General features: G+C 60.7%; 18 protein-coding genes. 13 read left to right on the top strand and 5 right to left on the bottom strand.

The features are described 5' to 3' along the window. Positions 1 to 11 precede the first annotated feature (11 nt). The 4 genes from M0H32_RS07770 to M0H32_RS07755 all read right to left on the bottom strand — a co-directional run bounded on the left by M0H32_RS07770 (position 12) and on the right by M0H32_RS07755 (position 4,347). Entirely contained in the window at positions 12 to 413 is a 402-nt protein-coding gene (locus M0H32_RS07770; RefSeq protein ID WP_248152952.1) for a DUF423 domain-containing protein, read from the bottom strand. 56 nt (positions 414 to 469) lie between these two features. Then, positions 470 to 2,512, bottom strand: a complete 2,043-nt coding sequence (locus M0H32_RS07765) for a M3 family metallopeptidase (protein WP_248152951.1) — start codon at positions 2,510 to 2,512, stop codon at positions 470 to 472. Positions 2,513 to 2,609: 97 nt separating this feature from the next. Next, entirely contained in the window at positions 2,610 to 3,731 is a 1,122-nt protein-coding gene (locus M0H32_RS07760; protein ID WP_248152949.1) for an agmatine deiminase family protein, read from the bottom strand. A 7-nt stretch (positions 3,732 to 3,738) separates the two neighbouring features. Further along, the gene (locus M0H32_RS07755) at positions 3,739 to 4,347 is read right to left on the bottom strand and encodes a pyridoxamine 5'-phosphate oxidase family protein (protein WP_248152948.1); all 609 of its coding nucleotides are present in this window, start codon (positions 4,345 to 4,347) and stop codon (positions 3,739 to 3,741) included. A gap of 484 nt (positions 4,348 to 4,831) precedes the next feature. On the opposite strand from M0H32_RS07755, the gene M0H32_RS07750 reads away from it, so the two are divergent. The 7 genes from M0H32_RS07750 (at position 4,832) to lhpI (ending at position 12,477) form a co-directional block, all read left to right on the top strand. Continuing rightward, complete coding sequence (locus M0H32_RS07750; protein ID WP_248152946.1) at positions 4,832 to 6,178, top strand: substrate-binding protein; 1,347 nt, start codon at positions 4,832 to 4,834, stop codon at positions 6,176 to 6,178. A 90-nt stretch (positions 6,179 to 6,268) separates the two neighbouring features. After that, positions 6,269 to 7,297, top strand: a complete 1,029-nt coding sequence (locus M0H32_RS07745; RefSeq protein ID WP_248152941.1) for a branched-chain amino acid ABC transporter permease — start codon at positions 6,269 to 6,271, stop codon at positions 7,295 to 7,297. A gap of 4 nt (positions 7,298 to 7,301) precedes the next feature. Further along, positions 7,302 to 8,438, top strand: coding sequence for a branched-chain amino acid ABC transporter permease (locus tag M0H32_RS07740; RefSeq protein WP_425607304.1), 1,137 nt, complete (start codon positions 7,302 to 7,304; stop codon positions 8,436 to 8,438). Positions 8,439 to 8,450: 12 nt separating this feature from the next. Further along, entirely contained in the window at positions 8,451 to 9,206 is a 756-nt protein-coding gene (locus tag M0H32_RS07735; protein WP_248152939.1) for an ABC transporter ATP-binding protein, read from the top strand. Continuing rightward, positions 9,203 to 9,982 carry an ABC transporter ATP-binding protein gene (locus M0H32_RS07730; protein WP_248152938.1) on the top strand — a complete coding sequence of 260 codons (780 nt, stop codon included), beginning with the start codon at positions 9,203 to 9,205 and terminating at the stop codon, positions 9,980 to 9,982. Before M0H32_RS07735 ends, M0H32_RS07730 begins: the two co-directional genes overlap by 4 nt. 352 nt (positions 9,983 to 10,334) lie before the next feature. Next, the gene (locus M0H32_RS07725) at positions 10,335 to 11,429 is read left to right on the top strand and encodes a calcium:cation antiporter (RefSeq protein ID WP_248152937.1); all 1,095 of its coding nucleotides are present in this window, start codon (positions 10,335 to 10,337) and stop codon (positions 11,427 to 11,429) included. 103 nt (positions 11,430 to 11,532) lie between these two features. Continuing rightward, positions 11,533 to 12,477 (top strand): bifunctional Delta(1)-pyrroline-2-carboxylate/Delta(1)-piperideine-2-carboxylate reductase, encoded by a 945-nt coding sequence (lhpI, locus tag M0H32_RS07720; protein ID WP_248152936.1) that lies wholly within the window; start codon positions 11,533 to 11,535, stop codon positions 12,475 to 12,477. A gap of 22 nt (positions 12,478 to 12,499) precedes the next feature. Here the strand turns inward: lhpI and M0H32_RS07715 are convergent, their stop codons facing one another. After that, positions 12,500 to 13,351, bottom strand: a complete 852-nt coding sequence (locus M0H32_RS07715) for a GNAT family N-acetyltransferase (RefSeq protein ID WP_248152931.1) — start codon at positions 13,349 to 13,351, stop codon at positions 12,500 to 12,502. A gap of 264 nt (positions 13,352 to 13,615) precedes the next feature. Here M0H32_RS07715 and M0H32_RS07710 point away from each other — a divergent pair, with 264 nt between their 5' ends. From M0H32_RS07710 to M0H32_RS29630, 6 genes are all read left to right on the top strand, one after another. Continuing rightward, entirely contained in the window at positions 13,616 to 16,330 is a 2,715-nt protein-coding gene (locus M0H32_RS07710; RefSeq protein WP_248152929.1) for a caspase family protein, read from the top strand. 19 nt (positions 16,331 to 16,349) lie between these two features. Beyond that, positions 16,350 to 16,640 carry a hypothetical protein gene (locus tag M0H32_RS07705; RefSeq protein WP_248152927.1) on the top strand — a complete coding sequence of 97 codons (291 nt, stop codon included), beginning with the start codon at positions 16,350 to 16,352 and terminating at the stop codon, positions 16,638 to 16,640. A gap of 14 nt (positions 16,641 to 16,654) precedes the next feature. Continuing rightward, entirely contained in the window at positions 16,655 to 18,286 is a 1,632-nt protein-coding gene (locus M0H32_RS07700; protein ID WP_248152926.1) for a caspase family protein, read from the top strand. Between the two features lie 157 nt (positions 18,287 to 18,443). Beyond that, positions 18,444 to 19,121: a hypothetical protein gene (locus M0H32_RS07695; protein ID WP_248152922.1), complete on the top strand. Its 678-nt coding sequence runs from the start codon at positions 18,444 to 18,446 to the stop codon at positions 19,119 to 19,121. Beyond that, positions 19,118 to 21,040, top strand: coding sequence for an adenylate/guanylate cyclase domain-containing protein (locus tag M0H32_RS07690; protein WP_248152918.1), 1,923 nt, complete (start codon positions 19,118 to 19,120; stop codon positions 21,038 to 21,040). Before M0H32_RS07695 ends, M0H32_RS07690 begins: the two co-directional genes overlap by 4 nt. A 341-nt stretch (positions 21,041 to 21,381) precedes the next feature. Then, positions 21,382 to 23,133, top strand: coding sequence for a M23 family metallopeptidase (locus tag M0H32_RS29630; RefSeq protein ID WP_248152917.1), 1,752 nt, complete (start codon positions 21,382 to 21,384; stop codon positions 23,131 to 23,133). The last annotated feature ends 50 nt before the right edge of the window (positions 23,134 to 23,183 follow it).

Genomic DNA, 23,183 nt, shown 5'->3' with positions numbered 1-23,183 from the left:
CAGGCTTTTAGTCACTTGGGTCGAACACGTAAAGCACCGATCGCCAGCGCCAGCCAGGCGGCAATGACAAGAGCGCCTCCGATTGGCGCTGCCATCGAAAACAGACGCTGCTCGACAAATGCGCGCAAGAGCAGGTCTCCGGAAAACAGGCACAATCCGAGCGAAAGCAACGCCACGGTTACTGGCAAAAGCAGGACACGCCGCGCCTGAGCAAGAAGTCCTAGCCCGAGAAAAAGCGGTGCATGGAACAACAGCATTTGGGCCGCGGTCCGAAGCAACGGCGACGCATTGGCGTGCGCGGACATGGCCAGAAAGACTGCGCCAAGCGCGCCTGCCAGTCCGGCCAAAACCAGGCAAAGCCTCAGGAGAGGGACGGTCGGGTCCGCCATGGACTGACGATTTCTAAAGGTCATGGATTTTGCGGTCCCGTTGGCCGGCCAAGAGGCCGGCCGGCAGGTTCAGGCATAGCCTAGGCGGCAAAGCCTCGTTTTTCCAGCAAGGCGTCGATTTTCGGGGCTCGTCCCCGGAACGCGACGTAGGCTTCTTCCGGATCCTGGCGCCCGCCTGCGGAGTAAATAAAGGTGAGCAGCTTTTCGGCGGTTTCGGGGTCGAAGATGTTGCCTTTTTCCTCGAAGGCACCAAACGCATCCGCGTCCATCACTTCCGACCACATGTAGCTGTAATAGCCGGCGGAATATCCGTCACCGGAAAAGACGTGCTGAAAATGCGGGATCCGGTGGCGCATTGTGATGGCGGCCGGCATGTCGATCTTGCCGAGTTCCTGCTTCTCGAAGTCCGCGACATTCAGCTCTGCTGGATCATCCAGGAGATGGAGTTCGAGGTCGATCAGTGCGGAGGCGGTGTATTCGACTGTCGCGAAACCCTGGTTGAAATTCGCCGCCGCCAGGAGTTTTTCCAGGAGTTGCGCGGGCATCGGTTCATTGGTCTTGTAATGCACCGCGAATTTCGAGAGCACGTCGGGCTGGGACAGCCAGTGCTCATAGAGCTGGGACGGCAATTCGACGAAATCGCGTGCAACACCCGTTCCCGAGATCATCGGATAGGTGACATCGGACAGAAGACCGTGCAGGCCGTGACCGAATTCGTGAAACAGGGTGCGTGCGTCGTCGAAGGTCAACAGGGTGGCTTCGCCCTGCGCGCCTTTCGAAAAATTCATCACGTTGACGATGATCGGCGTGACCTCGCCTTTCAGCTTGTGCTGAGAGCGGAAGCCGCTCATCCAGGCACCGGAGCGTTTTGAAGACCGAGCGAAATAGTCACCCAGGAACAGGCCTTTATGTGTGCCGTCCGGGTTCAGGACCTCAAAGACGCGGACATCCGGGTGGTAGACCGGCAGGCCTTTCAGTTCGCGGAAGGTGATACCGAACAGGCGCGTGGCCGTATCGAAGGCCGCCTGGATAATATTGTCGAGCTGGAGATAGGGTTTGAGCTCGGTTTCGTCGAGGTCGTGTTCCGCCTTGCGGACTTTTTCCGAATAATGCCGCCAGTCCCAGGCCTCTATGGAATGGTTTTCGCCGCTGCCCCGCGCCATCTCCGCAAGTTTTTCCTCTTCCTCGCGGGCCTGGGCAACGGCTGGTTGCCAGACTTTTGTCAGCAGGCCGCGCACATTGTCCGGGGTCTTGGCCATGGTGTCGTCGAGTTTGTATTCGGCGAAATTGCGGAAACCGAGCAGGCGGGCCTTTTCAGCGCGCAGCGCAAGCGTTTCCCGGATAATCTCCCGGTTGTCGGTGTCGCCACCTTTTTCGCCGCGCGATGTCCAGGCCCGGAAGGCCTCCTCGCGCAGGGCCCTGTTGGTCGAAAACTGCAGAAAGGGCTCAATCGACGACCGTGACAACGTGATCACATGTTTGCCGGCCAGACCGCGTTCCCTGGCGGCCTCTGCAGCGGATGCCAGCAAGAAGTCCGGAAGGCCTGCTCGGTCCTGCTCGGTTTCAAGGACCAGCTGAAAGTCGGACTCGTCTTTCAGCACGTTTTGAGAGAAACCAGTGCCGAGTGTCGCAAGGCGCTGCGAAATCTCCGCCATCCGAGCCTTGCCGGCGTCATCCAGGCCGGCGCCTGCCCGTTGGAACATCTTTTGATAACGTTCCAGAACCCGACTGTCCTCGGCGTTCAGTCCAAGATCTTCGCGCTGGTCCCACAGGGTGGCGATCCTGCCATAGAGACTGGCATTCAGCAGCATGTCGGAGCCATGTTTCGCCAGTTTAGGCGCTATATCACGTTCGATCTTCTGCAAGGCTTCGTTGGTATGTGCACCGGTCAGGTTGAAAAAGGTGCGGGCAACCCTGGTGAGGCTTTCTCCGGAACGCTCCAGCGCAACGACCGTGTTTTCGAAGGTCGGTGCCTCTTCCTGATCGGCGATCCGGTCGGTTTCCGCGCACGCCTCGGCCATGGCCACCTCGAACGCTTCCTCGAAATGCGACGGTTCGATTTCTGAAAACGGCGGCAGCTGGAACGGCGAGTCCCAATTGGCGAGCAGTGGATTGGAAGTCATGGATACCTCAAAGGAGTTAGAACGGTACGAAACTGATATGGCGTGGATAGTCGATTGATCCAAGAACATTTGCGCGACTGATCGAAGCAACTTCACGTCAGGCGGTGGCTGGCTGCTGCTGGGTGGCGCAATGGATACCTCCGCCGGTTTCGCCGATCGGGTCGATGTTCAGGCTGACGATTTCTCGATCCGGATAAAGGCGGGCAAGAGCTTCGACCGCTTCGGTGTCAGTGTCGCTGTCACCGAACTGGGCGCAGATAACCGCGCCGTTACAGACGTAGTAGTTCACGTAAGACGACACGAAATCTTCGGACCGGACGCGGGTGCGGGTGGGCGAGGCGATCTCAACGATCTCCAAAGGCTGGCCTGAAGCGTCGGTTGCCTGCTGCAGGATGGAAAGGGTCTTGCGGGCGGAAACGGAAAACGCGTCGTCGTCGTCAGGGTAGGGCACCTGGATGAGCACCGTTCCCGGACGGACAAAACGCGCCAGCGCGTCGATATGGTCGTCCGTGATGTCCAGGCCGCGGACGCCCGGCGCCCAGATCATCGTGTCGGCGCCATACGCCGCCAGCAGCCGTGCCTCGATTTCAGGCCGGCCGAGGTCATTCCGGTTCGGATTGACCCAGCAACTCTCCTGCGCCATCAGCGTTCCTGCGCCGTCCCATTCGGCGCCGCCCGGTTCACCTTTCAAACCGCTCGGATAGATCTTCAATCCCATCCGCTCCGCAACACGTTTGGCGACAAGTCCATCGTTGTCATGGACCTGTTTGTTGCCCCAACCGTTGAACTGGATCCCGGAGACAACAAGTCCGCCGTTTCCATCCACCGCAAACAGCGGTCCTGAGTCGCGGCACCACAGATCGTCCGTCGGCACATCCCAGATCTCGACCTTGCCGGAAAGCAGTCTGCGTGCCGCGGCGCGTTGGTTTTCGGCCATCAGCATGACGACAGGTTCAAACTCCGCGATGGTGTTGGCCACGTTGGCGATTGTTTTCTGGAGATCGGCAAGGAACCAGCGGTCCGGATGAACGGTCCGGTTGACGGGCCATTGCATGAAAGTGCGCTCATGCGGATCTTCCTCCGCCGGTACAAAATAGCCGTCGGGAAGGCCATGAGGGGCAGTGGCATTTGAGGGCATCGGCCATAGTCCTGTCGCGAGAGCAGCGAATACGGCCGCGTTGGCCGAAGTCTGTTTCAGGAATTGGCGCCGTGTCAGCATCTCTCGGTCACCACATAGATTTTTGGGCCCGCTGCGGCCATTCCACATCGTATGCCTCCCCGTCAAAGCCCGCCTTGATTTCCTGCATGATCTGGCCCGGCGTCGGCAAGTCGCCCTTGCCGACCTGCACGTCCGGGTTCCACAGTTCCGACCGCATGAGGGCGCGCGCACATTGAAAGTAGACGGCGTCGATGGTGAAGATGATCACCGAGCGGGGGCTGTGTCCTTCCTTTGCAAAGGACGCCAGCAATTCCGGATCGACAGACAATACCGCCTTGCCATTGATCCTGAGCACATTGTTCCAGCCGGGCACCATGAACATCAGCGACACGCGCGGGTCGCGAACGATGTTGCGCAGCGAGTCGATTCGATTGTTGCCGCGCCGGTCCGGCAGCAGCAGCGTCCGGTCGTCCTGGACGCGCACGACCGGGTCTTCGTCTCCCCGGGGCGAGCAATCCAGCCCCTCGGGACCCGATGTGGTCAGAGCACAGAAGCGCGAGATTTCAACGATCTGGCGATAGGCGGGGCTGAGATAGCCGATTTCCTTGATCATGGAGGCTTCGCCCGGGGTACCGTAATGGGCGTGTAGGGCGTCGAGCGAGGTCAGGAGACTCATGAAACAGGTTCCGATGGTGCCGAGTGGCGTGAGAAGTGGTTGAGTGAGCTTAGCTTTCAGGACAAATCGGCGTCAATTTGCGCAAGTTTGGGCCGGCCGGCCGTCATCTTGCACTTTGGTCTAAGAGGTTGAAAGCCTTGCATTTTTGACTGTTACGTAAACGTAACTTCGCGGTGCGCAATGAATAACTCATAAGGCATTGGAAAAGCGCAATAAATAACATGTTGCATCGCAATAATTGCTTGTGTGGAAACAGAGAGCTTAGCCGCGATTACTTCGAAAGTATAAGGGCTTGGACAAAAGAAGCGCTCCGATAGTCGTATTGCTGATGAGCGACTGATTTTCCTAAAGTCTTTGCAGCTTGCAGTTTTGGCACTGAGGAGCCGGTCTTCCGGTTGGGGAACGGGCCAGGATTGCTTGCGGCTGTACAGCTACTTGCAGGTGCGTCCGAGGTGGACCCGCCGTGCCTTTCTGGGAGGAAAGTATGAGCTTAATTCGTAAACCCCTCAATCGTCGTTCTATCCTGCGCGCAGGCGCAATGGGTGGTGCTGCTCTTGCAACACCGACCATCTTTACCAGCAAAGCCTGGTCCGCGGGATATCTGAACGAGCCGACCGGGTCGGAAGTTGTTCTCGGCTTCAACGTGCCGCAGACCGGCGCCTATGCCGATGAGGGCGCCGACGAGCTGCGCGCTTATCAGCTGGCCGTCAAGCACATCAATGGTGAAGGCGACGGCGGCATGCTGAACACCTTCTCCTCGAAGGCGCTTCAGGGCAACGGCGTGAACGGCAAGAAGGTCACCTACGTGACCGGCGACACGCAGACCAAGTCCGATGCGGCCCGCGCATCCGCCAAGCGCATGATCGAAAAAGACGGTGCTGTCATGATCACCGGCGGCTCTTCGTCCGGTGTGGCTATTGCTGTGCAGTCGCTCTGTCAGGAAGCCGGCGTTATTTTCATGGCCGGTCTGACCCACTCCAACGACACCACGGGCAAGGACAAGCGGGCCAACGGTTTCCGCCACTTCTTCAACACTGAAATGTCGGGCGCGGCCCTGGCGCCGGTGCTGAAAAACGCGTTCGGCACAGACCGGACCGCCTATCACTTGACCGCCGATTACACCTGGGGCTGGTCCCAGGAAGGCTCCATCAAGAAGTACACCGAAGGCATGGGCTGGAAGACGGCCGCCGCCGTGCGTACCCCGCTCGGTGCCGGTGACTTCTCGCAGTACATCACGCCGGTTCTCAACTCCGGTGCGGACGTGCTGGTCCTGAACCACTACGGCAAGGACATGGTCAACTCGCTGACCCAGGCGGTTCAGTTCGGTCTGCGCGACAAGCAGGTCAACGGCAAGGACTTTGCCATCGTCGTGCCGCTCTATTCCCGTCTGATGGCTCAGGGTGCCGGTGAAAATGTCAAGGGCATCTTCGGCTCCACCAACTGGCACTGGTCGCTGCAGGACGAAGGCTCCAAGGCATTCGTCAAGTCCTTCGGTCAGGAATACGGCTTCCCGCCGAGCCAGGCCGCGCACACATGCTATGTCCAGGCTCTGCTTTATGCGGATGCCGCGCAGCGTGCCGGTACGTTTGAGCCTTGCGCTCTCGGTGCCGCCCTCGAAGGCTTCGAATTCGACGGCATGGGCAACGGCCCGACCCTTTACCGTGCTGAAGACCACCAGTGCTTCAAGGACGTTCTGGTCGTGAAGGGTAAAGAAAACCCGAGCTCTCAGTTCGACGTTCTGGAAGTGGTGGAAGTCACCCCGCGGGCGCAGGTCGAGTATCCGGCCGACTTGCTCGGCGGTGACCTCGGCGCGTGCAACAACGGCGTCTAAGACCTTGAGAATAGCAGCCGCCGGAGGCCCGGCCACCGGCGGCTGTTCTCGTTCAAGCGGCACTTGGGCCCAGCAACAAGCGGCAAAATCATGGATGTGATTCTACTTCAACTGCTCAACGGGTTGGACAAGGGGGGCGCTTATGCGCTGATTGCTCTTGGGCTGACCCTGATCTTCGGGACCCTCGGGGTCGTCAACTTCGCCCACGGGGCGTTGTTCATGCTCGGCGCTTTCTGTGCTGTGTCCTTCAATGCGCTGCTCAGCCTTGAACTGGTCACCATCGACCCGGAAAAGACCACGGCCTGGGGAACGCCGCTCGAGATCCGCACTCCCTATGTTGAGGCCTATATGGGGGACTTCGGTCACTGGATCCTCAACTACTCGGTGCCTGTTTCCATCCTTCTTGCCATTCCGGTGATGCTGCTTGTCGGTTTCATCATGGAACGTGGCCTGATCAAGCACTTCTACAACCGGGCCCATGCCGACCAGATCCTGGTAACCTTTGGCCTGGCCATCGTTTTGCAGGAAATCATCAAGTCGATCTTCGGCGCAAACCCGATCCCGCAGGCGGCGCCCGAAACGGTCCGAGGCGCGGCCGATATCGGTGCCGCCCTCGGTTTTGATCCTGGCGTGATCGTTTATCCGTATTGGCGCATGGTCTATCTGGGTTTTGCCGCAGCCATCATTGCCGCCGTTTTCGCCTTCCTGCAATTCACGACCTTTGGCATGGTCGTTCGCGCCGGCATGGCAGACCGACATACGGTCGGATTGCTCGGCATCAATATCGAGCGCCGGTTCACCATCGTCTTTGCGATTGCGGCCGTGGTCGCCGGTCTCGCCGGGGTTATGTACACGCCGATCCTGCCGCCCGACTATCACATGGGGATGGACTTCCTCGTGCTCAGCTTCGTTGTCGTGGTTGTCGGCGGCATGGGCTCGCTTCCGGGAGCGGTCGCCGCAGGGTTCCTGCTTGGCATCCTGCAGTCCTTCGCTTCCATGAACGAGGTGAAAGCCATCCTGCCGGGCATCGACCAGATCATCATCTATCTCGTAGCCGTGGTCATCCTTCTCGTGCGTCCGCGCGGGCTGATGGGCCGCAAGGGCGTCATGGAGAGCTGACAAAATGACAACGAAACTGTCTCCAACGGGCGATCTTATCTTCTTCGCGGTGTTCGCGGTCGCCGTGCTGACCATGCCGGTCTGGCTCGCGCCGGTCGGGGCCGGCTATCCGGATCTCCTTCAGAAATTCGCGATTTTCGGACTGTTCGCCACCGGCTTCAACCTGCTGTTTGGCCTGACCGGCTACCTGTCCTTCGGTCACGCCGCGTTCCTGGGTGTCGGCTCCTACACGGCGGTCTGGTCGTTCAAGCTGCTCGGCATGAACCCGATCCCGGCCGCTATCCTGGCGGTCGCCACCTCCGGCGTCTTTGCGCTGGCCATCGGCTACGTATCGCTGCGCCGTTCAGGCATCTACTTTTCGATCCTGACGCTCGCTTTCGCGCAGATGTCCTATAACCTGGCCTATTCGGTGTTGACGCCGATCACCAATGGGGAAACGGGCCTGCGTGTCCTGCAGTCCGACCCGCGCCTTTTCGACGGTGCAAGTGAAAGCACCGGCCCGCTGATTTCCAACCTGTTCGGCGTCGAAATGACCGGCTGGGGTGGTTTCTACTTCTGTGCGGTGGTGCTGCTGGTCGGTTTCTTTATCGCTCAGCGGATTTTCCGCTCGCCCTTCGGCATCATGCTGCGGGCCGTGAAAACCAACCAGAACCGGATGACCTATACCGGTCTCAATCCGCGTCCCTATACGCTCGCCGTTTTTGTCATCTCCGGCATGTATGCCGGTCTCGCGGGCGCCCTGATGTGCATCACCGACCCGCTGGCGGGTGCGGAACGCATGCAGTGGACAGCCTCCGGTGAGGTGGTCCTGATGACCATTCTCGGCGGGGCAGGCACCTTGCTCGGTCCGATCTTCGGCGCGGCCCTGATCAAGTATTTCGAGAACATCTTCTCGGCGTTCAACGAGCAGACCCTGCATGAGATCTTCAGCTTCCTGCCGGACTTCCTGGAAGCCCCCGTCGTTTCCATCGCCGGCCTGTTTGTCGGCGAAGGCTGGCATCTGACGCTCGGTGTCCTGTTCATGCTGATCGTGATCTTCCTGCCCGGTGGCATCATGGAAGGTGTGTCGCGGATCGGACGTTTGTTCAAGCGCGGCTCCTCGAAAGCGGAACCCAACCGCCAAACCGCCCCGGCTGAGTAAGGAACTGAACTTATGGAAATCCTACGCGTAGAGGGCGTGAACAAGTCGTTCGGCGGATTGAGGGCCCTCAACAACGTGAACTTCTCTGTCGAACAGGGAACGGTTCACGCCATTATCGGACCGAACGGCGCGGGAAAATCGACCTTCCTGAACTGCATGATCGGCCGCTTGGCGCCGGACACGGGCAGCGTGATGTTCGGCGATATTTCTCTGACCGGCATGAAGCCCTACGAGATCAACCAGGTCGGCGTGTCCCGCGTGTTCCAGACACCGGAGATCTTTTCCGAATTGTCTCTTCTGGACAATGTCGTCATCCCGACGATGGCAAAACGCGACGGCACCTTCTCGCTGCGTCCGTTCAAGCGACTCGACCGGGACGCCGAGATCCAGGACAAGGCCCTCCACATGCTGGAGGATGTCGGCCTGGCCGAAAAGAAGGACGTGATCTCAGGATCGCTGTCGCGCGGTGACAAACGCAGACTGGAACTGGCCATGTGCCTGTCCCAGGATCCCAAGCTGCTGCTGCTCGATGAGCCGACAGCGGGCATGTCGCGCGCCGATACCAACAACACGATCGACCTGCTCAAGCGGATCGCAGATCGTGGCATCACCAAGGTTGTGATCGAGCACGACATGCATGTGGTGTTCTCCCTGGCGGACAAGGTCACCGTTCTTGCCCAGGGGACCATCATTGCCGAAGGCAAACCGGCTGACATCAAAGGCGACCCACGCGTTCAGGAAGCCTATCTCGGAGGAGCGCACCTGTGACCCTTATCGACGATCAATTCAGCGGCAAGCACGCCCCGGGCGTTGCCCCAAAGAAGGCCGCCGGAACGGCTCCGGCCTATTTCTCGGCATGGGACCTGCACGCCTATTATGGCGAAAGCTACATCGTGCAAGGAGTCAATTTCGATGTCAGAGAAGGCGAGATCCTGGCGCTTCTCGGCCGAAACGGTGCAGGCAAGACCTCCACGCTTCGGGCGATTGCCCGCATGGATGACCCGCAACTGACCCACGGCGAAGTCTGGCTCGACCACAAACCGCTGCATGAGATGAAAAGCTATCAGGCGGCGCGTCTTGGCGTCGGCCTGGTGCCGGAAGACCGTTGCATCATTCCCGGCCTGACCGTTCAGGAAAACCTGGAACTGTCCCAGATCGCGGAGCCCAAGGGCTGGTCGATCGAGCGGATCTACGAGCATTTTCCGCGTCTCGCGGAACGCCGTGCCCAGGAAGCGGTGACCATGTCCGGCGGCGAACAGCAGATGCTGGCGGTCGCCCGCATTCTGGCCCGGGACATCAAGCTGCTGCTGCTGGATGAGCCCTATGAGGGGCTGGCACCGGTCATCGTGCAGGAGATCGAGCGGATCCTGGAAGGTGTGAAGGAACTCGGCATGACCACCATCATCGTCGAGCAGAACGCGATTGCGGCGCTGCACCTGGCTGACCGCGCCGTTATTCTGGACATGGGTGAGGTCGTGTTCGACGGAACGGCCCAGGAAGTCCTCGACAATGCGGAACTGCGTCAGGAATATCTGGCCATCTGATCTTCGGCGCTGGAAACATCAAGGGCCGGCGCACAGCGCCGGCCCTTTTGTTTGGACAAAGGCACCACGTCACCATCGTCATCCCGGCCAAGCGCAGCGCGAGCCGGGATCGGGGAGCCCGAAACCCGAGACGGTTATCCCAAATCAATTGACTGACCCCGGTTCCCCGATCCCGGGTCTTCGCTTCGCTACGCCCGGGATGACGCATTCCAAGTTTGTCAGTGGATTAGGGCCGGCGCACAGCGCCGGCCCTTTTGTTTGGGCGCGGCGATGCTGGCTGTTGCAGCGGCTTTTGCCCACAGCCTATAGTTTGACCGGTCATCTTTCGAATCTCGAGCCGGGGGCGTCATCAGTGTTGAAATCCGAGCTGCCCAGCCTGACCGGCTTTGTCGTCTTCGCGGTTTTTGCCTTTGCCGGAGACGCGCTCAAGCCCGATGCGCTTGGTATCGGCACGTCCTTGCTGCTTCTGGCGGTGATCTTCGCAACGGTCATGTGGTGTGCCTTTTCCGTGGTCCGTCACGCCGAATGCCTCGCCACCATCCTGGGCGAACCTTTTGGGACCCTGGTTCTGACACTCGCCGTGATCGGCATCGAGGTGGCGCTGATCGTCGCCATCATGCTGTCCGGTGACGCGGCCCCGACCATGGCTCGCGACACAATGTTTTCCGTTGTGATGATTGTCCTGAACGGCTTGATCGGCCTGTGTCTCTTGATGGGTGGGCTGCGCCACAGGGAACAGAGCTACAATCTGCAAGGCGCGCAGGCGTTCCTGTCGGTTCTTGTTCCGCTTGCCGTGTTCGCGCTGGTGCTGCCGCGCTTCACCCATTCCGCGCCGGGCGGTGAACTGTCGCCCCTGCAGGCCGGATTCGATGTCATCATGTGCATCCTGCTTTACGGGGTGTTCCTGGCCATTCAGACGGTCACTCACAGCGACATCTTCCGTCAGCCGGATGCAGCGGCTGACGATCACGAACATCACGGCGTGGTCGTTCGCTCCCTGCCGTTTCATGTAGCGGGCCTCTTCGGGGCCCTGCTGCCGATCATTCTCCTGTCCAAGAAACTGGCGCTTTATGTCGAATTCGGCATTGCGGGGCTTGGCGCGCCGCTGGCGCTGAGCGGTTTCATCGTGGCGGCGCTGGTGCTGATGCCGGAGGGTCTCAGCGCGCTTCAGGCCGCGCGGGACAACAAGCTGCAAAGGGCCGTCAATATCTGTCTTGGTTCCGCGGTTGCGACCATCGGTCTGACGGTTCCCGCTGTTCTTCTGGTGGGCTGGGTGACGGGGCTTTCCATTGAATTGGGGCTGAAGCCCGCAGACATCGTCATGCTGGTCCTGACCCTTTTCGTCAGTCTGCTGACCTTCGGCAGCCGCACGACCAATTATCTGCTAGGCGCCGTCCATCTGTCGTTGTTCGCGGCCTATGTGATGATGATTTTCGATCTGTCGTGAACTTCCGGACACATTGCGAAATTTATGGGTGAGGCGCCTTGGAGCAGGGCGGCGAATATGATTTGAATGCGGGATTACCCTCGAACCTGCTGAATGGCCCGATATGCTGCTTTTGTCCGACGACCAGACCCGCGACGCCCTGCCATTTCCCGATCTGATCGACGCATTGGCGGATATGTTCCGGTCAGGCTGCGTCATGCCTACCCGTCATCACCATGACATGGAAATTCCGGGAGAGCCGGATGGCACCATGCTGCTGATGCCTGCCTGGGTGCCGGGCGGTTATGCCGGCGTCAAGGTGGCCACGGTGGTGCCGGGCAACGCGGAACGCAATCTTCCGGCGGTGTCGGCCCAGTATCTTCTGTCTGATGCCCGTACCGGCGAGATGCTGGCGCTGGTCGATGGCGGCGAACTGACCGCGCGCCGGACGGCAGCCGCCTCGGCGCTGGCGGCCCGCTATCTTGCCCGCGCCGATGCGCGCCATCTTCTGGTGCTGGGGACCGGCCGTCTTGCCCCTAATCTGATCGCGGCCCATATGGCAGTCCGGCCGATCGAGGAGGTCACGATCTGGGGACGCTCGAAGGAAAAGGCCTCAGAGCTTGCCCGGGACCTGGAGCAGAGATTTCCGATCAGTGTCCGGCCTGCCGACACGCTGAAAGACGCGCTTGGCAAGGCCGATATCGTCAGCGCGGCGACGCTGTCGACCGAACCCTTGATCAGCGGCAAGCACCTGAAGCCGGGTGCGCATGTGGATCTGGTCGGGGCCTTCAAGCCGAGCATGCGCGAAAGCGATGACGACCTGATCAAGCGCGCGGAAATCTATGTCGATACGCGCGACGGCTGCCTCTCCGAAGGCGGCGATATCGTCCAGCCGCTGAAGACCGGACTGATTTCACCACAGGACATTCAGGCTGATCTCTATGAATTGTGCCGGGGCGAGCATCCAGGACGGCAGTCCGACGAGGCCGTGACCATGTTCAAGTCCGTCGGCGCGGCCCTGGAAGATCTGGCCGGCGCGATCCTGGCCTATCGCAACGTCGAACACTGAAGATTTTCAGCTGACCTGGTTCTTAGCCCAGTTCGAAGGTAGTGATGCCGAAAATCTGGTCGAGTGGCAGGTCCGGAACCGCACCTCGATACATGCGGAAGGTCTCGAATTCCGGCGACAGCTCATAGCGCTCCGCCAGGAGCAGGGCAGCTGCGTTCGGTTCGGGCGTGTCCAGAATCACTGTCTGGCCCTTGACCTGACCGGCGAGGGCCCGGAACAGCGTGTCGGCAACGTCCGGCGTGTCGGCAAAGAGCGGGCCTATCTTGAAGCCTTCGTGGCATTGTCGAAGCACGCCATAGCCCCGGACACAGCCGTCCTCGATAAAGGCGAAGCCGCGCCGGGTTTCCAGCATGGGCGCGGTCCAGAGCTGGATAAACTCCGTGCGCGGCGCCGGAAAAAACACCCGGTCATAATCGCGGATGGAAGGAAACAGGCCCTGGCCGAGCGGCGCGAGCCGTGGGTCCATCGGCGTGTCGCACAGGGATATCCCGGTCTGGCGCACATTCCGGTAGACCGATTTGAAACCGTGTTCCGCATAGCTTGCGGTCTGTTCGTTGACCGCATCGAGGCCGATCGTGCGTGCACCGAGATAGCGCATGGCATGATCCCAGATCTGATGACCATAGCCCTGCGTGCGAAATTCGCGCTTGCAGATGTAAAGACCAATGAAGCCGAATGTGTCGCCATAGCGCACAGCGGAGATCACATTGATAAGCTTGCCGTCGATTTCCCCTGCGAAATAGCCGGTCGGATCGGCGGCAAAAAACGCCGCGCCGTCCTCAAGACCCGGGTTCCAGCCCTCAGCCAAGGCCATTTCGAGGGGGATATGGATTTCGTCTTCCCTGAGGGGGCGGATTTTGAGCTCTGCGGTCATCTTGTCGTCCACGGCTGAAACCAGTTTCCTTCCGAACCTAGGGTGACTCGGGTGGAATTGAAATCCTTGGCTTTTTGTGTGCACGCAGCGTCTTGTCACGAGGCTGCAAGTGTGCATCACTTGACGTAGGGGTATTGTCCCAGGGGCATTCATTGGGGGCGCCGGGCGCGATTGAGCCGGAACAGCTCTCTTTGTGAGGTTCGTCACAGACAGGCAACAGCTCAAGCGCAAGAGTATATTTCAAGTTCCAGCGCTGAGGATGAGATGCACAAACGCAGAGTAATATCTTCCGCCGTTCGGCGATCCGGAAAGACACCATCGACCTTGCGCGGCGCTTTGCTGCGCAGCTTGCGTATCGGTCTTCTGGCTTGTCCGCTCGGCCTGGCTCTGTCCGCCGGAGCGGCCTTTGCCGCCACGTCACCGGATAATGGCCGGCGGGTCGCGCTGGTCATCGGCAATCAGGACTACAAGTTCGTCGAGCCGCTGGAAAATCCGTTGAACGACACCAAGGAGATCACCAGGGTTCTCCGCGAAGCGGATTTCGACGTGACGGTCGGTCACAATCTCACCAAAAAGGAACTCGAACAGGTCGTTCGCCGGTTCCTGCGGGAGCTGACGGACGGAGATACCGCTCTGTTCTACTATTCCGGTCACGCGCTTCAGGTGGGCGATGCCAACTTTATCCTGCCGATCGATGCCAAACTGTCCTCGCAATACGACCTGGAATTCGAGAGTCTCAAGGTCTCGCATCTTCTGGATTACATGAAAGCCGCATCGAGCCTGCAGATCGTCATGCTGGATGCCTGCCGCGACAACCCGTTCGAAATCGGAAGCCTGTTCTGGGGCGAAGAGGAATACGCCCTTGGCAAGACGCGGGGCCTGCGCAGGATTCCCAACAAGCTTGGCAGCTTCATTTCCTACGCGACCCGGCCGGGCCAGGTGGCGTATGACGGCGACGGGCCGATGAGCCCGTTCACCACGTCGATTGTCGGCAATGCGCTGGACCCGAGCCTGGAAATCAAGGACCTGATGACAAAGGTGCGCGACGAGGTCGTACGCAAGACCGGCGGCCAGCAGATCCCGTATGAAGATTCCACACTCGTCACCAGTTTCTATTTCGTACCGCCCAAACCGAAGCCGATCGTCACGGCGCATCATCGGGTGAGTGTGGCGCTCGACAGCCAGGCAGCCGGGCTCAACATTCCCGAGCCGATCCAGCCGGAAGGCGGTGCGTTGCAGGCGAAGGTCACTCTTTCGCCCGAGAATGGCGAACTCAGGCTTCCTGACGGCCGGATGGTTGCCGAGGGTTCCGAATTGACCGCCACCGAACTGGCCAGCCTGGAATTCGTGCCAACGGGATCCAGCGCCGGCGATGTCGAACTGATCGGTTATGAGGTGACCGACGAATGGGGCGGGTCCGTTTCCGCGATTGCCTCCATCACCGTTGCCCAGGCGGCCGCTCCCGTCGAAGAGGAAGCCCTGGAAGACAATCAGGCGGAACGTTTGCGGGAATTGCTGGCCTGGCTCGAAGGCCAGGCTACCGCTGGCGCGGTGGAAGCGGATATCGGTGTCGGTCCGGTTGCCGTCTATCCGCAGGCGCCGACAAACGACCTGCCGGCGAGCAGCGACTGGCTCAAGGTCATTTCTGTCGACGCGGACCTGCAGCTCGCCGCCGACGGCCGGCTGCTTCAGGCGGGCGACCGATTTCCGGCAAATGCCTTGACCAAACTCTCGGTGCGGCCGCAGATTGGCAGCGAGAGCCGGGCAGCGACTTTCGTTCTCGAACTGCCTTCAACTCCTTCCGGAGATGCCAAGACCGTCACGCAGATCGTGCAGCCCCGGGTCACGCAATGCGATGCCCTCGCGACCCAGCCGTTCGATCTGCAGGCGGTTACCGAAGGCCGCCTGGCCAATGCGCTTGACAGCGCCGAGGTCGACCGGGCCTGCGCCGAGGCCATGGCCGCCTATCCGGAGATTGGCCGGTTTGTGTTCCAGCGTGGCCGAGGCGCCTTTGCCGCAGGCGATCTGGATCAGGCGATCGCCTATTTCGACCGGGCCTATCAGATGGGACATGTGCGCGCGGGCCAAGTGCTCGGCCGCATGTATTTCCTGGGAGCCGGTATCGACCGGGACCGGACGAAGGCGGTGGATCTTTACCGAAAGGCGGCCGAACGCGGCGATGCCTATGCGCTGCATTCCCTCGGCATGGCGGAAATCAAGGGCGAGGGCACGGCACAGAACGAAACGGCGGGGCTGGAAAAGCTGCTGCAATCGGTCGAGGCCGGGCACACCTTCTCTTACAACGCCATCGGCGGCTTCTATTTGAACGGTCAGCATGTCGGCGAGAATGTCGACAGGGCCGTTTATTACTACAACCGCTCCGCCGCCCGGAACGACATCTACGGTTATCTCAACATGGGGACGCTCTACCGGGACGGACGCGGCGTGCCTCAGGACTATGAAGCGGCGCTCGGCTGGTTCCGGAAAGCGCATCAAGGTGGCCATCCGGCGGCAGGAACAGCCATCGGCCTGATGTATTTCAACGGCAATGGCGTGGACAAAAGCAACGAGGAAGCAACCCGCTGGTTCCGGGAAAGCGCGCAGCGGGGCGATGCCTGGGGGGCCTTTAACACGGCCTGGATGCTCGGCCAGCAAACTGGTGAAGCCGCCGGCCGCGACCGGGTCCGCATGTTGTCTATGGCGGTCGCCGTCGATCCGTCGTCGCCAGCTGCGGAGAAGGCCGAGGCCGAACTTGAGCAGGCTGACCGGCGTCTCAAGGCCAAGGTCCTGCAGCAGGCCTTGACGGATCTCGGCTACGAACCGGGGCCTGTCGATGGACAGCCAGGCCGCAAGACCCGTGATGCATTGTCCGAATTTTTCGAAAACTCCGGACGCAAACCGGTTGAGGGTGACGCGGCGCTGGTCGCGCTGGTCAAACATCAATGGGAGCAGAACCGTCCGCGATACGATCTGTTTTAGATTTTTAAGGAGAAAGACGATGCAATCACTGAAACTCGTGCTTCCGCTCACCGCTGTTGCGGCGCTGATGCTGGCCGGTTGCCAAACACAGCAGGGCGGAACAACGCCATCGGTCACAAAGCGGACGACGACTACTACGACGTCAACGCGAACCAGCGATCCTGTCAACGATCCGAGCGCGCGCAACAATGACAACAGTGGCGGCAACAGCAGCGGCGGCGGTAACAGTGGCGGGAGCGACAGTGGTGGTGGAAACGGCGGCGGCGGCGGCAGCGGTCCCGGCGGCGGCGGCGGCGGCAGCTGGGGCTAATGTAGCAATCCAAAATGATTCCGATGCACCCTTTTCTGTCTGACTGCGTGCGCCGTGGCCTGTCGCGGCTCACCATCGCGCTGCTTCTGTCCGTGGGCCTGGTCTCAGCTGCCCCGGCAGGCGAGTGGCGCGCGCTTGTCATCGGCATAGATGCGTATGAGCATGTCTCGCCGCTGAAGGGCGCCTTGAACGATGCAAGGGACATCGCCAACACGCTCTCGGCCGCGGGAGTGCGCGACCTGACGACGCTCTATGATGGAGATGCCTCCCGGGATGCGGTACTGAGCGCCTGGCAACAACTCATAGCCCGCTCGGCGCAGGACGACATTCTGGTGTTGTCCTATGCCGGCCATGGCGCGCAGGAGGCCGAATGGGTTGCCGGCTCGGAAGAGGACGGCATGGACGAGGTTTTCCTGCTTGCCGGGTTTGATATTTCCGCGCCGGGCAACGGCGAGCGACTGCGGGACGACGATGTCGCAGCGATGCTGCGCGCGGCCGGCGGGCGCAGTGTCCTGGTTCTGGCGGACAGCTGTCATTCGGGAACGATGACCCGGTCGATCGATCCAAGGATCACCCGTCTCGGGACGCGCCTTGTCGGACTGCCCCCTTTTGAAAACGATGTGCTCAGGTCCCAACCGCTTCCGCCGATGCTGGCCCAGGCTCAACCGGATGCCGAGGACCTCGAGGAGTTGCCCAACGTGATCTATGTCGGCGCCACTGTCGACGGGCAGGTCATTCCGGAGCTGATGATCGCAGGTGAGCCGCGCGGCGCGTTGAGCTGGGCTTTCGCGCGCGGTGTCGAGGGCCGGGCCGACCTTGACCGCGACGGCGGCATTTCGATGGAGGAACTGAGCCGTTTTCTGCAAGAGACTGTCCGCGTGGCAACGGAAGGCCGGCAATCGCCAAGCCTCACCATCGGCGGCGGCACCCGCGCTGCGGTGCTGCCACGCGTCGATGACGATCTGCTGGCGCGGGAAAACAGCATCTTGACGCTTGCCGCCAGCACCAAAACAGCTCTTCCGATCCTCAAGGGCCTGTCCGAAACCCACAAGGGACGGCTTCAGGTGGTCGAGGATGGACCTGCGGATCTTTTCTGGGACATCGATGAAGGCGATGTCCTGACGAAGTTCGGTGATGTCGTATTGCGCGCTGAGGCCGGCAATGCAGATGGTTTTGCGGCCGTTGTCGAAAAATGGGTTTTCCTGTCGGATCTTTACGCGCTGTCACGGCAACGGCAGCCGATCGAGGGGCGGTTGAAACCGTCGGTCGGCCATATTCCGGAAGGATCTCCGTTCCAGGTGGGCCTGACGTCTGACCGGAACGGCTATATGGCGGTCTTTGCGCTTGAGGCAGACGGCACCTTGCGCCTGCTGGCGCCCGACAAGGTCGCCGACCCGCAGGGGCGCGATACATCCATTCAGTCGGAAAAGCCCTATGTCCTGAATTTGCGCGCCGCCTTGCCCTTCGGCGCCGATCACATAGTCATGGTGCGATCCGCGGACCCGATGCCGAAGCTCGTGGGTGTTCTGGCGGCGTTGGACGGGCGCAAGATCGATCCGTCGATCATGCCCAGCCTCTTAAAACTTATTGGCGATTCCGCGATTGCGATCGGCATTGCCGGTGTTTACACACAGCCGGCCGGTTAATCCGCAATCTGTCTTCCCGTTGTTGCGGCGTAAATCTCTTTTATGTGACCATGGCCACATTCGTTTTGCCACGTTTTGGTATTATCGGCCCATAGAAGTTGCGATCGGCGCTGAACGTGTCTGGGTCGCAAGATGACCAATGACCGAGGAGTCCGTCATGAAACAGATATTCAAATCCATGCGCGCAGGGCGAAGTTTGAAAGTTGGTTGCGCGACCACGCTTTGGCTGGGGTTGTCGGCCGGTGCCGCTTTTGCCGATCCGATGGCCCTTGTGCTGGACAAGTCCGACGGCATCGAAGTGACCGCCTTCAGCGAATTGATGCCTGGTGATGTTGTTGAGCTCGGCGAGGAAGGTCATGTCGATCTGCTCGATTATGGGGCCTGTCAGGAAGTCCGGCTGAAGTCTGGAACCCTTTCGATCTCGTCGGAAGGCTATTCCCTGGACGGCGGCTCGGAAGAAGTGTTGCGTGCCGGCAATTGTCTGCAGGCGGATGCCGGTTCGGACGACCAGCAGGCCGACAAGGGCCTGACGGTGACCTTGCGCGGTCTCACGCTGGAGACCAAAAAGGCCGCGTCGCTGATGCTGCGCTTCGATGACAATCTGCGCGAAGAATACGACACGGTGTTCGTGTCCTTCGCCGGCGGTGCGCCCAAGCGGTTCGACGTCCTGGACAATATCCTGACCGACATGCCCAACCGTGAAACGGAAAACGAAGCCGTTGAAGTTGAACTCTTTCTTCAGGGCAAGGCACCGGATTACGGTGTGGTCATGCGTAAATTCACCATCGATCCGGCCAAGGTCGGACGCAATACTGCGGTTGTCATCGTGAAATGATGCGTGGCGGCCGCTTTGCGGACGCAGCCTTTGGCAGGAAGCAGCTCATCGCCCTGATCGCGCTTGTCGCCGTCGGGGCGGGCATCGCCATCGGGTTATCCGCTGACAAGGCCATCTGGGAAGGCTGGGTGACGGACCGCCTTTTCCAGATGCGCGCCATGATAAAGGGCGTGGACAGCACCGCGCCCGCACCGGTGCTTGTGGTCGGTCTCGATCAGACCTCCCTGGATTCTGATCGCCTGGCACCGATCCCGCGTGTCCTGATGGCGCCCCTGCTGGCGGAGGCCGGCCAGGCCTTGCTCGATGCCGGCGCGCTGGCCGTTGGTTATGATTTTGTCTTTGCCTACAGCGCCGACGCCTTTGCGGATCCCAGCACCGGTGAAAAACGGCTCAGTGGCTTCGACCAGCCCTTTCAGCGATATCTTTACAAAAATCGCGGCCGTGTCTTTATCGCCCATACCGAGATCGGCGTACCGCATCGCTCCTTTACGGCCGCCGCCGGTGAGGGGGGGGTGCGCTCCGTGATCGTTTCCACGGACAGCGATGGTGTCGTGCGGCGCCATGATCCCGATCTGCCTCTGGCTGATTCCCCTCATCTCATAGACGCTCTGATGGCCAAGGCTGGGGGCAGGGTCCGCGAGAGCTATACCGCCATACCAGCTTCCAGACTGGCGACATCCGTTCCCTATCTTTCGCTGCTTGATGTGCTGACGCTTCTGGAAAACGACGCGGGGCAGGAGCAACTGGCGCAATTCGCAAGGGGGCGGATCGTGTTGTTCGGCGGCCTGTTGCCTTACGAGGACGAACATCTTTATTCCGACCGGTTTCTGCCACGTCTGCCCTTGGAGCTTGCGGAGCAAGGCCCCAGCGGCCGACCACGCGTGCAGCCGCAGACCGCCGGCGTCTTTGTGCTTGCCGATTTCATCGGCGCCGCCCTGACGGGCCGTTTCGCGGTTGAGCCGCCGGTGGGGCTTTTGCAAGGGCTTGCGGTGGTCTTTGCCGTTGGTGGCGCGCTTGCCGGGCTGTTGTTGCCTTTGTCCGCCTTGCCGTTTGTGGCGATCGGAGGTGTCGCGGCCGGTCTCGGCCTCTGCCTGGCCGGGCTTGAAATCGGGTTCCTGATCGCGCCGGGCGTCGCGCCAGTTGCCGGTGTCAGCGCCATTGTCGTGTCGGCGGTCGGCAAAGTCGGCATCCTGCAGCGCCGCCAGCGCTCTCTGGTGCGGCTGTTCGGCCACTATATGGCACCGGACGTGATCAAACACATGGCCCGTTCCGAACAGTTGCCGGAACTCGGCGGCGAAACACGCACCGTTGTCGTGGCCTTCATCGACATTGTCGGCTTCACCAAGATGTCGGAAAAGCTGGCCGATACCGAAGTGGTGCGCGTGGTGAATGTCTGTTTCGACGAAATCGGCAAAGTGATCACGAAGCATCAGGGCTATATCGACAAATATATCGGTGATGCCATCATGGCGGTCTGGAATGCCCCGAACGCCGTTGACAATCCGGAACAAGCCTCGGTCGATGCGTCCGCCGAAATCATTGACCTGATCGAACACCTGAGAGAGGTCACGGGCCAGGAACCGCTGGACCTGCGCATCGCGCTGAATTCCGGGCCGGTTCTGGTCGGTGACATTGGCGGCGAACACAGGCGGTCCTTCACGGTGATGGGCACGACGGTCAACACCGCCAGCCGCATCGAAGCCGTTGCCAAGGACTGCAAGGTGCGGCTTGCCGTCAGCGGCTCCATCGCCGAAAAACTGCCCGAGACCTATCCGCTCACGAAGATCTGGAGCGGCCAGTTGCGGGGTCTGAGTTCCGATATTGCTGTTTTCACGCTCGACCGGCCGGCGATGTATATGGAACAGCCGGACACGGGCAGCGCCAAGTCGACTGACAAGTTGACCGCCTTGAAAAGATAGCGGCAGTCTCTCCTGCGCTTTTGCAAGTTGACGCGGCATCCGGCATGATCGTCCGGTGACGGCGATGAAGCGAGCGATTTCAAGGGCTCAGCATGGCGCAATGGCCTGACAACAAGTCTGCGGGGCCGAACCGGCCCGAGTTCGACCGGACGGTGATCCGGCCGTCTGGGAAACCGGCGACGCGGCCGCCGTCGGGGCCGACCGCGACGTCTTCGTCTCCTTCAGTTTGGCAACAGGCAACAAATGCACGGTCCGCCAAAGGTGGTTCAGGCCTTAAATATGCAGCGTTGGCTGTCGGGTTTCTCCTTTTGGGCGGGGTGGCCGGAGGAGTGGCGCATTTGGTGACATCCGGCTCTATTTCCTTTTCCGCGCCCAAGGAGATCGTGTCCGACCAGATCGCTAGCGAAGGTCAGGCCGATGCCGATGCCATGGAGCGGGTGACTGCGGAAGCGGAAGAAGCGCCTGTCGCAGAAACGCCGGTTGGTGAGGGCACTGAAACAGACACACTTATTGGCAATGCGGAAGAGTTGGGCATACCGGCCGATCCGTTTTTCGACATGGCCCTGTCCGCGGTCATACCGCTGGCGGGCGACCCCGTTCTGTTGAAGGACGGTGCGGCCAGCAGGCGGATCGACCTGTCAGAACGCTCCGTGCCGCCTTCGGCAATCGGCGAGGGCCGTGCCGAGGTTCCGACAGCCAATGCCTATGTGCTGGACAGCCAGATGCTGGACGAGGATGGCAAGCTGGTCATTCGCGCGCCGGGCAGCGAGACCGACTTTCAATTCGGAAATTTCGGTGGCGGCGAGGATAGTGAAGGCTTGGCAATCGAAGAAGACGCCAGCAATCCAACCGACCCGTCCTCGAACTTGCCGGTCTTCCTGAAACCGAACACCGATACGCTCAATCTCTACCTGTCGGAGCGCCCCATCGGGCAGGGGCCAAGTAGGCTCGAGGTCCGCGAGGGCATCGACAAGGAAGTCACCTTGAAGGCGTTTTTGCTGGACAGGGGGTTTGACGAAAACGCCATCAAGCCGCTGCTGGATTTCGTTCAGGCGGAATTTCAGAAAAGCGATTTGATCGCAGGCGATAAAATCGCTTTGCGCGGCGTCCGGATGCCGAACAGGCTCGGCAAGGTGGGTGACTATTACCGTCCGGTGCAGATCTCTTTTCATTCGTCGGAGGGCTATCTCGGCACCGCCGCCCTGTCGAACGGCCCGGATGGTCCGGCCTATGTGCATGGCGCGGATCCCTGGTTCGGCAAACCTATCGTTCAGGAAAAAATCGTGAGCGATAAAAAGGCCGGAAGCGGCAAGAGCCACCGGCTGATCGACGGTCTTTATGCAACCGCGGTCCGGAATGCCGTGCCCGCTTCCATCGTGGGCGAGGCAATCGCCTATCTTGCGCCGATGACCGATTTGCAGCGGGCGCTCAAGGACGATGAGCGGTTCACGCTGGTCTTCACGGATGCGCCCAGGGACGACAAGCGCGGCGGCGGCCGGGTCCTGTTCGCCGGAATACGGCGGGGCAATGACTGGTCGGTCCGGTGTTACGTTATGAAGGCGCCGGGCAACCGGGGTTTTGCTTGTGTCAGTGAAGGCGGCCAGGTCAGTCTGTCCGGCGCCATGCTGGTGCCGGTCAAAGGGGTTCTGACCTCCAAATTCGGCATGCGCTTTCATCCGATCAAGAAGACGGAGCGGTTGCATGCCGGTGTCGACTGGGCGGCGCCGACGGGCACGCCGATCCGCGCGGCGTTTTCCGGCAAGGTAACCTACCGGGCCGTGCGCGGCGGATATGGCAACTTCATCGAGCTGACCCACAAGGGTGGCATCACCAGCCGCTACGCCCACATGCATGAATTCGCCGATGGCGTGCAGCTCGGCTCGGTGGTGCAGGCGGGGGACCTGATCGGCTATGTCGGCACGACGGGTCTGTCGACCGGTCCGCATCTTCATTTTGAAATCAGGACGCGGGGCGAGCCGACGGATCCGCTCGCCTTCGAGATGGAAACCGGAACCGATGAACCGCAATCGGTGGCCAGCAACGACATCAAGGATTACCGGCAGTCGATCACCGAGATCCTGACGGTGCAATAACCGCCGGCGGGCGCTGAAAGACGCGGAACTGTGATCTGGATTCCAGCTTT

Source organism: Roseibium sediminicola (assembly GCF_023156505.1).
GTDB classification, from domain to species: domain Bacteria; phylum Pseudomonadota; class Alphaproteobacteria; order Rhizobiales; family Stappiaceae; genus Roseibium; species Roseibium sediminicola.
The sequence above is the reverse complement of the archived record's forward strand: the minus strand, read 5'-3'. Positions and strand labels throughout refer to the sequence as shown.

Coding starts and splice junctions, on each gene's coding strand:
- M0H32_RS07770 (WP_248152952.1), bottom strand. CDS start 413: ATGACCTTTAGAAATCGTCAGTCCATGGCGGACCCGACCGTCCCTCTC.
- M0H32_RS07765 (WP_248152951.1), bottom strand. CDS start 2,512: ATGACTTCCAATCCACTGCTCGCCAATTGGGACTCGCCGTTCCAGCTG.
- M0H32_RS07760 (WP_248152949.1), bottom strand. CDS start 3,731: ATGCTGACACGGCGCCAATTCCTGAAACAGACTTCGGCCAACGCGGCC.
- M0H32_RS07755 (WP_248152948.1), bottom strand. CDS start 4,347: ATGAGTCTCCTGACCTCGCTCGACGCCCTACACGCCCATTACGGTACC.
- M0H32_RS07750 (WP_248152946.1), top strand. CDS start 4,832: ATGAGCTTAATTCGTAAACCCCTCAATCGTCGTTCTATCCTGCGCGCA.
- M0H32_RS07745 (WP_248152941.1), top strand. CDS start 6,269: ATGGATGTGATTCTACTTCAACTGCTCAACGGGTTGGACAAGGGGGGC.
- M0H32_RS07740 (WP_425607304.1), top strand. CDS start 7,302: ATGACAACGAAACTGTCTCCAACGGGCGATCTTATCTTCTTCGCGGTG.
- M0H32_RS07735 (WP_248152939.1), top strand. CDS start 8,451: ATGGAAATCCTACGCGTAGAGGGCGTGAACAAGTCGTTCGGCGGATTG.
- lhpI (WP_248152936.1), top strand. CDS start 11,533: ATGCTGCTTTTGTCCGACGACCAGACCCGCGACGCCCTGCCATTTCCC.
- M0H32_RS07715 (WP_248152931.1), bottom strand. CDS start 13,351: ATGACCGCAGAGCTCAAAATCCGCCCCCTCAGGGAAGACGAAATCCAT.
- M0H32_RS07710 (WP_248152929.1), top strand. CDS start 13,616: ATGCACAAACGCAGAGTAATATCTTCCGCCGTTCGGCGATCCGGAAAG.
- M0H32_RS07705 (WP_248152927.1), top strand. CDS start 16,350: ATGCAATCACTGAAACTCGTGCTTCCGCTCACCGCTGTTGCGGCGCTG.
- M0H32_RS07700 (WP_248152926.1), top strand. CDS start 16,655: ATGATTCCGATGCACCCTTTTCTGTCTGACTGCGTGCGCCGTGGCCTG.
- M0H32_RS07695 (WP_248152922.1), top strand. CDS start 18,444: ATGAAACAGATATTCAAATCCATGCGCGCAGGGCGAAGTTTGAAAGTT.
- M0H32_RS07690 (WP_248152918.1), top strand. CDS start 19,118: ATGATGCGTGGCGGCCGCTTTGCGGACGCAGCCTTTGGCAGGAAGCAG.